The following is a 14,492-nucleotide window of genomic DNA, read 5'->3' on the forward strand; positions in this document are numbered from 1 at the left end:
GCGGACCTACGCCGCCGCTTCGGCCACATCAACGGTAGAATCGGATGCGACGAAGGGGTTGAGTGTGAAGGATCTGGTCGACACCACGGAGATGTACCTCCGGACGATCTACGACTTGGAAGAAGAGGGCGTCGTGCCGCTGCGCGCGCGCATCGCCGAACGTCTCGAACAGAGCGGTCCCACCGTCAGCCAAACAGTCGCCCGTATGGAACGTGACGGGCTGTTGTCGGTTGCGGGTGATCGCCACTTGGAGCTGACCGAAAAAGGACGCAGTCTCGCCGTGTCGGTGATGCGCAAGCATCGCCTCGCGGAGCGGCTGCTCGTCGACGTCATCGGACTTCGCTGGGAAGACGTGCATGCCGAGGCGTGCCGTTGGGAACATGTGATGAGCGAGGAGGTCGAACGCCGCCTCGTGACGGTGCTCAACAATCCGACTACGTCGCCGTACGGGAATCCGATTCCCGGACTGGAGGAGCTCGGTCTCGGTCAGCCGGCTGCGGTTCACGAAGATCTGGTCCGTTTGACCGACCTCCCCCACGGTCAGTCGACCGCGGTGGTCGTGCGCAGACTGGCCGAACACGTGCAGTCCGATCCTGAGGTCATCTCACAATTGCGTGATGCGGGTGTTGTTCCCGATGCACGCGTTACAGTCGAGGTGAAGCCGGGAACGGTCACCATCACCGTCCCCGGCCACGACGGTATCGATATTTCGGACGAAATGGCCCACGCAGTTCAGGTGAAACAGGTCTGAGGCGACTCCCCATCGGGACCCGGGGCCTGGCTTCACCGAGCAGACCCCGGCCCGAGGAGGAGACGAGTAGTGAAGCTTTTGGTGACCGGCGGCGCCGGCTACGTAGGTAGTGTGTGTGCCGCAGTTCTCGCGGAGCGAGGCCACGATGTCGTTGTCGTGGACAATCTGTCGACAGGCAATCGAGACGCTGTTCCTCCGCAGTGCACCTTCGTCGAGGCGGACATCAAAGACGTTGCCGGATCTGTGCTTTCCGAATCGTCATTCGACGGTGTGATGCACTTCGCAGCACAGTCCTTGGTCGGAGAATCCGTGGTGTCCCCGGACAAATACTGGTCGGGAAACGTCGTCACGACGCTGTCGCTGCTGGAGGCGATGCGCGAGAGCGGCACTCCGCGGCTCGTCTTCTCGTCCACCGCAGCGACATACGGTGAGCCCGAGCGCACTCCCATCACCGAGGAGATGCCGACGGCACCGACAAATCCCTACGGCGCGACGAAGCTCGCCATCGATCACGCGATCACCTCCTACGCCTCTGCGTACGGCCTTGCCGCGACAAGTCTTCGGTATTTCAACGTGGCTGGTGCATACGGAGGTTTCGGCGAGAACCGCGTCGTCGAGACACATCTGATTCCGCTGGTACTACAGACCGCTCTCGGTCAACGCGAGAAGATCTCGGTATTCGGCTCGGACTGGCCGACACCCGACGGCACCGCCGTTCGCGACTACATCCATGTCGCCGATCTGGCAGAGGCTCACCTCCTCGCCCTCGAGTCGTCCGAGTCGGGCCATCACCGCATCTACAACCTCGGTAGCGGGACCGGATTCTCGGTGAACCAAGTGATCGATGCGTGCACCCGAGTGACCGGCCTGCCGATTGCGGTCGAGCAGGCCCCGAGGAGGGCGGGCGATCCTGCGGTGCTCATCGCATCGAGCGACAAGGCAATCGCAGAGCTCGGGTGGAAGCCGAAATTCACCGACCTCGACGTCATAGTCTCCGATGCCTGGACCTACCTCCGCGGTCTCGGTGACACGGCGCACGCGGCAACCGCTCGGACGTGAATGCGTCTGTCCCTCATGACGCAGGGTGTGGGAGCGGTAGCCGAACTCCACACAGCTCGGCAACCGCATACCCGCTGAAGGCCACTTCTCGGATCATCTCCGGTCCGGCACCCGCAGCAAGCGATGTGTCGAGCAATCGGGCGAGTGAGTACTCCGGGTCCGCTTTCAACGCGACGCCGATCGCCACCGCCGCGGTCGCGCCGTCCCCGCGGGCATAGGCGCTGAATGCGACGAGGGATGCAGGTACAGCACGATCGGGCGCAGGCAGGACCCGCATCAGATCCGACCACAGCATTTCCGCGATCAGTGCGACATCGGTGAGAACGAGCGCAAGCAGGCTGTCGCGAACCATGAGCCGGTTCAGCGCCACCCCTATCCGGGCCGCGCTCTGGACCGACAGTTCGACAGCAGGAGGTAGATCGGGAGACGGAGCCCTCGCGCACTGGATGACCTGGAGAATCTGTTCCAGATGAAATCCATCCGATCCGGACCTGTCCGCCCGTGCACGCGGCACGAGACGAGCGAGTTCCCGACTGACATCATCGTTGACCGGGCGCAGCGCGTCCTCCAGCGCTGCCCGCGACGGGAGCACCACTCGGCCTTCCAATGCATGCGCAAATGTCACCGGCGACAAGCTGGGATCGGCGACGAGTCCGCGTTCCTCCGGTCCGATCAGTGATGCCCATTCGCGTCCCGCTGCGATCTCCGCAATCGACAGCACCCTCAGCACCTCTACGCCGTGAGCGCCGAGTTCGTCGGTGACGCACTGCGCCAGGGCCCGATACCTCGGATCACACGTCGGCCACGACGTTGTCGCCGACGCCCTGTCGTCGACGACAACGGCTATCACGGTATGGACGTTCTCTCGTTGGCATTGGTGGGCGAACCTGTCGATCACTTCCAGCATGTCGTCCGAGATCACGAACAACGAGCCGTAGCTCACTTCGTGGCGCTCGGGAACCTCCAGATCGTGCCGCATGATCGTTCCGACGGTGAGCTTCTGCGTGCCACCGGTCCCGAGGCACAACACCAGCAGTGACCTGTGCGGCACGAATCCGAGCATGGCAGGCACCGCAGCGATCGTCTCGCCGAGCGCGTCCAGGCGAACGGTGACGGAGGATATCGGGCGGTGGTCGGGGTGTGTCGTCATGCGGACAACCCTCTACCCGTCGGCCGAGCCGAACGATGTCCCGACCAGCGGCGGAGCAGTGCCCTGTGGATCGAGGCTTCCCCTGTGTACAACTACCGACAAAGGAGTCGTAGGCGGGCGCCGAGTGTCCGTCGCCTGTGCTACCGCGCCTGATTCAGCCCTGGGGATCTGTTCAGCACGGGGGTCCGAACAGCGCCGAGGGCACTCACGTCGGAGACGAATCAGCCCGCTTTCACCTTCTGCACTGCCGCGGTGAACAACTCGTCCAGAGTCGCGGCGTCGGGAGCGGAATCGTCGAAGGACATGTACGTCGCCGAAATGCGGGTCTGTTCGACCTGGGCCATCAGAGTGAGCATCGATTGAGTCACCGAATCGGCACCCGAGCCCGACGAGACCGTCTGCTTGACCGCGAGTGTGTCGTCGGCGCCGATCGGCGGTGCCGGGGTGATCGTCGATCGAATGGTGGATGTTGCGCCCGACTTGGTGGCTCGCACTTCGGTGCACGTCTTCAGTTGCTCTTCGCGAGTCGACAGCGGATCGGCCACTGTGGTCAGTTCGATCGAGATCGTCGCGCGGTTCGCGTTGTCGGTACCGACGACGAGCGCAGCCGACGCCGGATCGGCAGGTTTGCACCCCGCTGGCGACACCTCGGCACCAGCGGGGATACCGGTGAGGTCCGGCAACGCTTGAGCTATTGCCTGCGGGGGCAGCACGATCGCGTCGTAGGGCGCGGGGAACTGCGAGGGGTCGAGCAGCAGCGCACCGAGATCGGCGTCCCCGGCCGCAACCGGCGTCGGGGACGCCCCCTGTCCGCTGGGAGCCGGAGTACCCGACACGTCGGAACTGCAGCCGGCGAGAGCAAGAGCTGCCACCGCACCGAGAGCGAGCAGGATCGGTCGAACGGTCGGTTCGGGTCGGCGCAGCACGAGAGTGTCCTCCAGCGGTCGAAAGCGGGTCTTGTCCGTTTCCACCTTCTCACCTGGGTGTGGAACCGGGTGGGAGGCACGCGGGGCTGCAGGTCCGCGTCAACTTCCGCGCTTGATCCACTCCTCGAGATGCGGAGATTCCTCGCCGATGCTGGTGCCGTCACCATGCCCGGTGTTGACCTTCGTCTCCGCCGGTAGCGCGAACAGCCGATCTCGGATGGATCCGATGATCGTCGGAAAGTCCGAGAAGGACCGACCCGTTGCCCCGGGGCCACCCGAGAACAGAGTGTCGCCGGAGAACAGCTCCCCGGCCTCGGGCACGTACAGGCAGTTCGACCCCGGCGAGTGTCCAGGCGTGTGCAGTGCATGGATGTCCGTACCTGCTACCGCTATGCGCATGCCGTCCTCGAGGACGGCATGCGCAATTCCTGGATGAGTCTGCTCCCAGAGCACGTCGTCGGCCGGATGCAACAGGATCGGCGCATCGACGGTCGCCGACAATTCGGGAGCCACCGTCACATGATCGTTGTGACCGTGCGTGCAGACGATGGCTTTGACGGTGCGCCCGCCCACCGCGTCGACGATCGGCCCAGCATTGTGCGCAGCGTCGATGACGACCACCTCGTTGTCGTCACCGATCAACCAGATGTTGTTCTCCACGTCCCACTCACCACCGTCGAGCGTGAACGTCCCCGACGTGACGACCCTCTCGATACGCAGGCTCACAGCTCCACCACCGAACGCAACACGGTCCCCTTGTGCATCTTCTCGAACGCTGCTTCGATGTCCTCGAGCCCGATCCGTTCGGTCACGAACTTCTCCAGGGGCAACCGGCCCTGCTCGTACAGATCCACCAACAGCGGGAAATCGCGCTCCGGCAGGCAATCGCCGTACCACGACGACTTGAGCGATCCACCACGCGAGAAGAAATCGATGAGCGGCATCTCCAACGTCATGTCCGGCGTCGGCACACCGACCAGGACGACCGTGCCGGCCAGATCACGTGCGTAGAACGCCTGCTTCCACGTCTCCGGCCGACCGACGGCATCGATGACGACATCGGCACCGAAACCGCCGGTCAGCTCCTGCACCGCCGCAACAGCATCCACCGACGACGCATCGACGGTGTGTGTGGCACCGAGATCCTTTGCCCATTCGAGCTTGCCGGAATCACGATCGACCGCGATGATCGTCGTCGCTCCTGCCAGGCGAGCGCCCGCGATCGCAGCGTCACCGACACCGCCGCACCCGATGACGGCCACCGAATCACCCCGCGAGACATTGCCGGTGTTCATCGCCGCGCCGAGCCCCGCCATCACCCCGCAGCCGAGCAGTCCGACCACCGCAGGATCGGAATCCGGGTTCACCTTCGTGCACTGCCCCTCGTGCACCAAGGTCTTGTCCGCGAACGCACCGATCCCCAGTGCGGGCGACAGTTCGGTGCCGTCGTCCAAGGTCATCTTCTTCGACGCGTTGTGGGTGTCGAAGCAGTACCAGGGCTTGCCCCTCTTGCAGGCTCGGCATTCGCCGCACACAGCACGCCAGTTCAAGACTACGAAGTCACCGATCTCGACGTGGGTGACCGCGTCGCCGATCGATTCGACGACACCGGACGCCTCGTGCCCGAGCAGGAACGGGAATTCGTCGTTGATACCGCCCTCGCGGTAGTGCAGATCCGTATGACAGACCCCGCACGCCGCGACCTTCACGATCACGTCGAAAGGCCCCGGATCCGGAATCGTGATCGTCTCGATCGACACCGGCTCACCCTTGGCCTTGGCCACGACGGCACGCACTTGCTGCGGCATTGTTTCCTCCACGCTCGACTCGAATGTCCTTGCTTCAGAGAACCACAACCCATGCATGGGTAGCGACATTCGCACCTTGTGAAATGTCGTCTGTTCACGAGCTTGTGACCCGAGTGGCATATGAATTTTGCGTGAGCGGAGTAACTATGAGCCATGTCTGTTGCGATCGAATACGACCTGGTTGTCATCGGTTCCGGCCCCGGCGGTCAGAAGGCGGCGATCGCGGCCGCAAAACTCGGCAAACGCGTGGCCATCGTCGAGAAGGGCAAGATGCTCGGCGGCGTCTGCGTGAACACGGGAACGATCCCGTCCAAGACACTCCGCGAAGCGGTGTTGTATCTGACAGGGATGAATCAGCGAGAGCTGTACGGGGCGAGTTACCGGGTCAAGGCCAACATCACCCCCTCCGACCTACTGGCGCGCACCAGCCACGTCATCGGCAAGGAGATCGAAGTGGTGCGCTCGCAGTTGCTGCGCAATCGCATCGAACTCATCACCGGCACCGGTAAGTTCCTCGACCCCCACACCATCGTGGTCGACGACGAACAGCGTGGCGAACGAATCACCGTCTCGGCGAGCAACGTCGTCATCGCGACCGGAACGGCGCCTGCCCGGCCCGCGGGCGTGGAGTTCGACGACTACCGAGTGCTCGACAGTGATGGAATCCTCAACCTGGAGTTCATTCCGGCCTCGATGGTGGTCGTGGGCGCAGGCGTGATCGGAATCGAGTATGCGTCGATGTTCGCCGCCCTCGGCACCAAGGTGACGGTGGTCGAGAAGCGCGAGACGATGCTGGACTTCTGTGACCGAGAAATCGTCGAATCTCTTCAATTCCACCTACGCGATCTCGCCGTCACGTTCCGGTTCGGCGAGGCGGTCACCGCGGTCGATGTCGGCCCGTCAGGAACAGTCACGACGCTGGCCAGCGGCAAACGAATTCCGGCAGAAGCCGTCATGTACTCCGCTGGGCGTCAAGGACTGACCGAGTCACTCGACCTCGAGAACGCAGGACTCGAGGCCGACGCGCGCGGCCGAATCTTCGTCGACGACAACTTCCAGACCAAGGTCGATCACATCTACGCCGTCGGCGATGTCATCGGGTTCCCAGCGCTGGCGGCCACGTCCATGGATCAGGGCAGGCTGGCTGCCTATCACGCATTCGGCGAGCCGAGCAAGGGATTGATGGACCTGCAGCCGATCGGCATCTACTCCATACCCGAGGTCTCGTACGTGGGCGCCACCGAAGTCGACCTGACCAAGAACTCGATCCCCTACGAGGTCGGCGTGTCCCGCTATCGCGAACTTGCCCGAGGACAGATCGCCGGCGACTCGTACGGCATGCTCAAACTGCTGGTGTCCACCGATGATCTGACACTGCTCGGAGTCCACATCTTCGGGTCGGGGGCCACCGACCTGATTCACATCGGCCAAGCGGTCATGGGATGCGGCGGCACGGTGGACTACCTCGTCGACGCCGTCTTCAACTATCCAACGCTGTCCGACGCCTACAAAGTTGCTGCCCTCGACGTCACCAACAAGATCCGCGCGCTGCACAACTTCGCGCACTGACCGGCGACGCCGGTTTCCCATGCGGGAATGATCGGAGTGATGGGCGGTGTTGTGCAGGGTGAGGTATCGAGTCGTGTCCTCTCGGTGCAATAGACGTACCGGCACGCAGGTATTCTGACTCGGAGTCGGTTTTGCCCCGCGCACGATGGCCGGTGCGTCGGGTGATTCAAGGAAAGGGGTCCGCGATGGACGAGCAATCGAGCATGTACGAACTGGAGTTTCCGGCTCCACAGACATCGTCCGGCGACGGTGTGGGACCAGTGCTCGTTCATGGGCTCGAGGGATTCTCGGACGCCGGTCATGCCGTGAAGTTGGCGACTCAGCACCTCCGCGACACACTGGAGACCGAGCTGGTCGCGTCCTTCGATGTCGACGAACTGATCGACTACCGCTCGCGGCGACCCACGATGACGTTCAAAGCGGATCATTTCTCGGACTACGACGCCCCCGAACTGAATCTGTATGCGGTCAAGGACAACGCGGGCGTCCCGTTTCTTCTTCTCGCCGGTATGGAACCGGATCTGCGGTGGGAGAAATTCACGACTGCCGTCCGTCTTCTCGCCGAGCAGCTGGGCGTGCGGCGCACGATCGGTCTCGGTTCGATCCCGATGGCGATCCCGCACACCCGTCCGTTGGGAGTGACTGCGCATTCTTCCGACAAGTCTCTGGTCGCCGACGATCAGAGTTGGTCCGGAGAGCTGCAGGTGCCCGGCAGCGTGTCGTCGTTGTTGGAGTTCAGGCTCGCGCAGCACGGGCACGAGTCGATGGGCTTCTCCGTTCACGTCCCGCACTACCTGGCGCAGACGGATTATCCCGGCGCTGCCGAGACACTGCTGGAGAACGTCAGCGAAGCAGGTGGCCTGGATCTTCCCTTGGCAGCATTGGGTCAGGCCGCGGCTCGCGTACGGGAGCAGGTCGACGAGCACATCACCGGCAACGAGGAAGTGCAGTCGGTCGTCCACGCGCTGGAGCGGCAGTACGACACGTATGTCGCGGCGCAGGAACAGCAGTCGACGCTGCTGGCGGGAGACGAACCGCTCCCGAGCGGCGACGAGCTCGGCGCCGAATTCGAACGGTTCCTCGCCGAGCAGGGTGGGTTCGACCCGGGCCCCGAATCGGGCCGCACCGGGGACTGATCCGAACGGTCGACGCAGAGCGGGAGGGTGTGCGACTTCTCACACAGCCTCCCGCTTTTTCGTGGCCGCGACCATAACGGCTCAGAAGTGAAACATATCTGTAACTCCGAATGCTCTCGATATAGTGCCGACCGCATCATCTCGTGCGAGAGTCATAGACGACGAAATGGACAGGCCGAGGGGGAATCAGGAGGCGACATGAGCAATCCACGCACTCGCAAGCTCCGACCGGTTCCCGACGCCGAACCACGCCTGGTCTACCGAACCATCCACGGCTACCGACGGGCATTCAGGATGGCAGGCGAGGGACCCGCGCTGCTGCTGATCCACGGAATCGGCGACAATTCCGAGACCTGGAACGACGTCATCCCGCACCTGGCACAGAACTACACGGTGATCGCGCCGGATCTGCTCGGTCATGGTCGTTCCGACAAACCTCGTGCCGATTACTCCGTTGCCGCGTATGCGAACGGGATGCGTGATCTGCTGTCCATCCTCGGCATCGAACACGTGACGGTTGTCGGCCATTCGCTCGGCGGCGGTGTGGCCATGCAGTTCTCCTACCAGTTTCCGAACATGGTCGACAGGCTCGTGCTCGTGTCCTCCGGAGGCGTCACCAAGGACGTCCATCCTTTACTGCGACTTGCCTCGATCCCGCTGGCCAGCGAAGTGGTGAAACTGCTACGCGTGCCAGGGGCCATGCCCTTGGTCCGACTCGCAGGCAATCTGATCAGCAAACTGAACGGATCACCCCTGCGGCCCGGCTCTCTGCTGCACGACACTCCCGATCTGGTCCGGGTCCTGAGCGGTCTCCCCGATCCCACCGCGCACGAGGCCTATCTCCGGACTCTTCGTGCCGTCGTCGACTGGCGCGGCCAGGTCGTCACGATGCTCGATCGATGTTATCTGACCGAGAACCTGCCGGTCCTGCTGATCTGGGGCGACCAGGACTCGGTCATCCCGCTCAGCCACGCACACCTCGCCCATTCCGCGATGCCAGGATCGCACCTGTCCGTATTCCGCAAGTCCGGACACTTTCCGTTCCGCGACGACCCGATCCACTTCCTTCACGTCCTCGAGGAATTCTTCGCCTCGACGCCCGCGCTGGAGTTCGACGAAACCCGCTGGCGCAATCTTCTCATCGCCGGCGTCGGCGAGGACATGATCACGGGCAACGCCAGCACCCGCCTCGCTGTCCTCGGCGCCATGGGATCGGACGAGCGCAGCGCCACGTGAGACGGGTCGATGGTGTGTTCGGGCCCATCGCCCCATAACCTGTAATGGTGCTTCTCACCGAACTCGTCCCTGATACCACCACCGGCGAGGCACAGGACCCGGACACGTTGTTCGACGTGTTCACCACATGGACAGCTGATCGAGGTCTGACGCTCTACCCCGCGCAAGAAGAAGCACTGATCGAGCTCGTCACCGGCTCCAATGTCATTCTGGCGACGCCCACCGGATCCGGAAAGTCGATGGTGGCCGTCGGAGCGCATTTCGCGGCAATGGCGTCGGGAATCCGTAGTTTCTACACCGCCCCGATCAAAGCCCTCGTGAGCGAGAAATTCTTCGCGCTGTGCGATATTTTCGGTGCTCAGAACGTCGGAATGATGACCGGTGACGCATCCGTCAACGCCGGTGCGCCGATTATCTGCGCCACCGCCGAGATCGTCGCGAATCTGGCTCTCCGCCAGGGTGCGAACTCGGACATCGGTCAGGTGATCATGGACGAGTTCCACTACTACTCCGAGCCCGATCGCGGCTGGGCCTGGCAAGTTCCGTTGATCGAGCTACCGAACGCACAGTTTCTGCTCATGTCCGCGACACTCGGCGACGTCTCGTTCTTCCGCGACGACCTGACAGCACGGACCGGTCGGCCGACCACCGTCGTGTCCGGCACCGAACGCCCTGTCCCCCTGATGTTCTCGTATGTGACCACTCCGGTCGGCGAGACCATCGAAGAACTAGTGAACACGCACCTCGCGCCCGTATACGTCGTGCACTTCACCCAGGCCGCTGCCCTGGAACGGGCGCAAGCCCTGACGAGTGTGAACGTCGCATCGAAGGCCGAGAAGCAGGCGATCGCCGACGCCATAGGCGAATTTCGCTTCACGACGGGGTTCGGCAAGACACTGTCGCGTCTGGTGCGTCACGGCATCGGCGTCCATCACGCGGGCATGCTGCCGAAATATCGACGGTTGGTGGAGAAGCTGGCTCAGGACGGCTTGCTCAAGGTGATTTGCGGGACCGACACTCTCGGCGTCGGTATCAACGTTCCCATCCGGACCGTCCTGTTCACCGGCCTGACGAAGTACGACGGTATCCGCACCCGCAAGCTGCGCGCACGGGAGTTTCATCAGATCGCCGGGCGCGCTGGACGGGCGGGATACGACACCCTCGGAACCGTGGTGGTCGAAGCTCCCGAACACGACATCGAGAATGCCCGCCTCGTCGCGAAGGCAGGTGACGATGCCAAGAAACTCAAGCGGGTGCAACGCAAGAAGGCGCCGGACGGCTTCGTCTCGTGGGGTGAGCCGACGTTCGATCGCATCGTCACTGCCAGCCCCGAAGCCTTGCAGTCACGATTCACGGTCAGCAATTCCATGTTGCTCAATGTCATTGCGAGGCCCGGCAATTGCTTTCAGGCGATGCGGCATCTTCTCGAGCAGAACCACGAGAGCAGACCGGCGCAGCGTAAGCACATCCTGCGTGCCATCTCGCTGTATCGGGGATTGGTGGCAGCCGGCATCGTCGAGCAACTTGCCGAACCCGATGCGGACGGTCGGCATGCACGTCTGACCGTCGACCTGCAACCGGACTTCGCCCTGAATCAGCCGCTGTCGCCGTTCGCGCTTGCATCGTTCGAACTTCTCGACGCGGATTCGCCGACGCACGCACTCGATGTGGTGTCGATCATCGAGTCGACTCTCGACGATCCACGCCAAATTCTGATGGCTCAGCAGCATGCCGCCCGCGGCGAGGCCGTGTCGCAGATGAAGGCGGACGGCATCGAATACGAAGAACGAATGGAACTTCTCGAAGAGGTCACGTGGCCGAAACCACTTGCCGAACTTCTGGTTCCGGCGTTCGAAATCTATCGAGGCGGACATCCGTGGCTGTCGGAGTTCGCGTTGTCCCCCAAGTCGGTCGTCCGCGACATGATCGAGCGCACGATGACGTTCGCGGAGTTGATCAGCCACTACGGACTGAGCCGGTCCGAGGGGCTGGTTCTGCGATACCTGGCCGACGCGTACCGCGCCCTGCGTCAGACCGTGCCACCCGAGGCGCGCACCGAAGAAGTTCAAGACATCACCGAATGGCTCGGCGAACTCGTCCGCCAGGTCGATTCGAGCCTGCTCGACGAGTGGGAAAATCTCACCGACCCGGGCGAGGAACCGGAGGCACGGCCGGAGGCATACGGAGGAGATTCACCACGAGCGATCTCCGCCAATCCACGTGCATTCCGAATCATGGTGCGCAACGCCATCTTCAAGCGCGTCGAACTCGCGGCGACGCGTCGCTGGTATCTGCTCGACGAGTTGGACGACGGACCCGACTGGGAATCGGAACTGGCTCCGTTCTTCGAGGAGTACGGCGAACTCGGCTCCGGACCGTCCGCGCGCGGACCGGCGCTGTTCCAACTCACCGTGGGCCGTGAGAACACGACGGTCCGGCAGATTCTCGAAGATCCCGACGGCGACCACGGTTGGTCACTGAACGCCGTCGTGGACGTGGAGGAGTCGAATGCAGCGAGCGAGATCGTGTTCGAGGAGATCACGATCATCGCCGGTTAGTCATCCCGCGACGGATGCGCCGACCGTGCCGATCAACGCACCGACAGCGGCGTAGTTGTCGGCACGTGTGCTCGAGCCTCGGTGAACGAGGCCCATTGCTCGTCCCGGTTTCGGATCTGCGAACTCGGCGATGCCGAAAGCTCCCTTGCTCGTCTCGACCTCGACGGCCGATCGCGGTACCAGCGTCACTCCGAGACCACCTGCGACGCACTGGACTACGGTCGCGAGCGAGGTGGCGCGGGTGTCACTCGCAGCAGGAATCGCGTCGGCGGATCGGCAGAGGTCCAACGTCTGGTCACGGAGGCAGTGCCCGTCGTCGAGCAGCAGTATCGGCAGATCCTTCAGGATCGAGACCGGCAGATCCGCACGCCCGTCGAGTTCGTGACCCGCGGGCACGACGAGTACGAAATCCTCTGTGTACAAGGGGATCTCGACAAGACCAGGCTCATCCGTCGGTAGAGCCACCACGGCCAACTCGATGGCTCCCGATCGCAACGACGCCATCAGACGAGCAGTCTGATCCTCCACCACATGCGGGACGATATCGGGAAACGTCTCACGTAACGACGGTAGCAACGCAGGCAGGACGTACGGGGCTACCGTCGGGATCAGTCCGAGCCGCAGGGGCCCAGACAGCCGACTGCCGAGTCCGGACGCCTCGGAGACGAAAGCGTCGGCCGCCTCGAGTGTCGCGCGCGCTCGGTCGAGAAGATGCGTACCTGCGTTGGTCATCAATACTTTTCGCGTACTGCGTTCGATCAGCTGGATACCGAGACCGTGCTCGAGCGATGCCAGAGCCTGGGACAGCGTGGGCTGACTCACTTCGAGACGTGCAGCCGCCGTTCCGAAGTGCCGATGCTGCGCGACCGCAACGAATGCACGCAGCTGTGAGAGCGTGGGTTGATAACTTCGATCAGCCATGGCTATCAGTCTAGTGCTAGTCATCACCTTTACCTTTAGCCGTTCTTTTGGCACACTCGTACAGGTCGGTGGAAGCGCGTCGCGCGCGCCGCCACATCACCCACATTCGAAAATTCGCGCCACCGTGTGCGCGCACATCTGCACTACTCGAGGAGAACCATATGGCCCTGTTGACAATCGGCGATCAGTTCCCCGCATACAACCTCACTGCCGTCATCGGCGGCGACCTGTCGAAGGTGAACGCACAGCAGCCCGACGACTACTTCACCACCGTCACCAGCGACGACCACGCAGGCAAGTGGCGCATCGTTTTCTTCTGGCCGAAAGACTTCACGTTCGTGTGCCCCACGGAGATCGCGGCGTTCGGAAAACTGAACGAGGAGTTCGCAGATCGTGATGCACAGGTTCTCGGCGCGTCGGTCGACAACGAGTTCGTGCACTTCCAGTGGCGTGCACAGCACGAGGATCTGAAGACGCTTCCGTTCCCGATCCTGTCGGATCTCAAGCGTGAGTTGGCAACCGCTGCAGGCGTTCTCAACTCCGACGGCGTCGCAGACCGCGCGACGTTCATCGTCGACCCCAACAACGAGGTTCAGTTCGTTTCCGTCACAGCAGGATCGGTCGGCCGCAACGTCGACGAGGTGCTTCGTGTTCTCGACGCACTGCAGTCCGACGAGCTGTGCGCCTGCAACTGGAAGAAGGGCGACCCGACCATCGACGCGGGCGAGCTGCTGACGGCGAGCGTCTGACATGACAGTCGAGAACCTCAAGAACGCGCTGCCGGAGTACGCCAAAGATCTCAAACTCAACCTGAGTTCCATTGCGCGGACGACTGTTCTGAACGAGCAACAGCTGTGGGGAACGCTCCTCGCAACGGCCGCTGCAACGAAGTCGCCCACCACGCTGAAGGAAATCGCCGAGGAGGCAGCGGACACTCTGTCCGCCGAGGCGTACAACGCAGCTCTCGGTGCCGCGTCGATCATGGGCATGAACAACGTCTTCTACCGCACCAAGGGTTACCTGGACGGTAAGTACGATGACCTGCGGGCAGGTCTGCGCATGAACATCATCGGCAACCCCGGTGTCGACAAGGCCGATTTCGAACTGTGGTCGCTCGCAGTGTCCGCAGTCAACGGGTGCAACCATTGTCTGGAGGCTCACGAGAAGACCTTGCGCGACGAAGGCGTCGACCGCGAGGTCATCTTCGAGTCGATCCGCGCGGCATCCATCGTCGCCGGTGTCGGTCAGGCCATCGAGGCCAGCCGCACACTGGACGGCGCGACCGTCTGACCTTCCCTTCACGGGCACCAGGGTTCGCATCTCGTCGATGCGGGCCCTGGTGTCGTATCGGACTGCCACATCGAACGGTAGATTGGTC

At 63.0% G+C, this 14,492-nt stretch carries 13 protein-coding genes; 8 read left to right on the top strand and 5 right to left on the bottom strand.

Annotation, left to right across the window (positions count from 1 at the left end; translation table 11 throughout):
- The first annotated feature begins 64 nt into the window (after nucleotides 1–64).
- Both RY1_RS03120 and galE read left to right on the top strand, forming a co-directional pair.
- Nucleotides 65–751: an iron-dependent transcriptional repressor DtxR gene (locus RY1_RS03120; RefSeq protein ID WP_072801998.1), complete on the top strand. Its 687-nt coding sequence runs from the start codon at nucleotides 65–67 to the stop codon at nucleotides 749–751.
- A gap of 69 nt (nucleotides 752–820) precedes the next feature.
- Entirely contained in the window at nucleotides 821–1,810 is a 990-nt protein-coding gene (gene galE / locus RY1_RS03125; RefSeq protein ID WP_072801999.1) for a UDP-glucose 4-epimerase GalE, read from the top strand.
- Between the two features lie 13 nt (nucleotides 1,811–1,823).
- Here the strand turns inward: galE and RY1_RS03130 are convergent, their stop codons facing one another.
- From RY1_RS03130 to RY1_RS03145, 4 genes are all read right to left on the bottom strand, one after another.
- Nucleotides 1,824–2,960 (bottom strand): DUF4192 domain-containing protein, encoded by a 1,137-nt coding sequence (locus tag RY1_RS03130; protein WP_072802000.1) that lies wholly within the window; start codon nucleotides 2,958–2,960, stop codon nucleotides 1,824–1,826.
- A gap of 221 nt (nucleotides 2,961–3,181) precedes the next feature.
- Nucleotides 3,182–3,850 (bottom strand): hypothetical protein, encoded by a 669-nt coding sequence (locus RY1_RS03135; protein WP_072802292.1) that lies wholly within the window; start codon nucleotides 3,848–3,850, stop codon nucleotides 3,182–3,184.
- Between the two features lie 135 nt (nucleotides 3,851–3,985).
- Nucleotides 3,986–4,612: an MBL fold metallo-hydrolase gene (locus RY1_RS03140; protein ID WP_072802001.1), complete on the bottom strand. Its 627-nt coding sequence runs from the start codon at nucleotides 4,610–4,612 to the stop codon at nucleotides 3,986–3,988.
- Complete coding sequence (locus RY1_RS03145; protein ID WP_072802002.1) at nucleotides 4,609–5,694, bottom strand: S-(hydroxymethyl)mycothiol dehydrogenase; 1,086 nt, start codon at nucleotides 5,692–5,694, stop codon at nucleotides 4,609–4,611. Before RY1_RS03145 ends, RY1_RS03140 begins: the two co-directional genes overlap by 4 nt.
- Before the next feature lie 153 nt (nucleotides 5,695–5,847).
- Between RY1_RS03145 and sthA the strand changes: the two genes are divergently transcribed.
- From sthA to RY1_RS03165, 4 genes are all read left to right on the top strand, one after another.
- A complete protein-coding gene (gene sthA / locus RY1_RS03150) occupies nucleotides 5,848–7,263 on the top strand; it encodes a Si-specific NAD(P)(+) transhydrogenase (RefSeq protein WP_072802003.1) in 1,416 nt (471 codons plus the stop codon).
- Nucleotides 7,264–7,448: 185 nt separating this feature from the next.
- Entirely contained in the window at nucleotides 7,449–8,399 is a 951-nt protein-coding gene (locus tag RY1_RS03155) for a proteasome assembly chaperone family protein (protein ID WP_072802293.1), read from the top strand.
- A gap of 198 nt (nucleotides 8,400–8,597) precedes the next feature.
- Nucleotides 8,598–9,635, top strand: a complete 1,038-nt coding sequence (locus RY1_RS03160; RefSeq protein WP_072802004.1) for an alpha/beta fold hydrolase — start codon at nucleotides 8,598–8,600, stop codon at nucleotides 9,633–9,635.
- Nucleotides 9,636–9,682: 47 nt separating this feature from the next.
- Nucleotides 9,683–12,193 carry a DEAD/DEAH box helicase gene (locus RY1_RS03165; RefSeq protein ID WP_072802294.1) on the top strand — a complete coding sequence of 837 codons (2,511 nt, stop codon included), beginning with the start codon at nucleotides 9,683–9,685 and terminating at the stop codon, nucleotides 12,191–12,193.
- Here RY1_RS03165 and RY1_RS03170 read toward each other — a convergent pair whose 3' ends face one another.
- Nucleotides 12,194–13,114 carry a LysR substrate-binding domain-containing protein gene (locus RY1_RS03170; RefSeq protein ID WP_072802005.1) on the bottom strand — a complete coding sequence of 307 codons (921 nt, stop codon included), beginning with the start codon at nucleotides 13,112–13,114 and terminating at the stop codon, nucleotides 12,194–12,196.
- 161 nt (nucleotides 13,115–13,275) lie between these two features.
- Between RY1_RS03170 and RY1_RS03175 the strand changes: the two genes are divergently transcribed.
- Together RY1_RS03175 and RY1_RS03180 are read left to right on the top strand one after the other, a co-directional pair.
- Nucleotides 13,276–13,863, top strand: coding sequence for a peroxiredoxin (locus tag RY1_RS03175; protein WP_072802006.1), 588 nt, complete (start codon nucleotides 13,276–13,278; stop codon nucleotides 13,861–13,863).
- 1 nt (nucleotide 13,864) lies between these two features.
- Complete coding sequence (locus RY1_RS03180; protein ID WP_072802007.1) at nucleotides 13,865–14,404, top strand: alkyl hydroperoxide reductase; 540 nt, start codon at nucleotides 13,865–13,867, stop codon at nucleotides 14,402–14,404.
- Nucleotides 14,405–14,492 lie beyond the last annotated feature (88 nt).

Source organism: Rhodococcus yunnanensis NBRC 103083 (assembly GCF_001895005.1).
GTDB lineage: Bacteria > Actinomycetota > Actinomycetes > Mycobacteriales > Mycobacteriaceae > Rhodococcoides > Rhodococcoides yunnanense.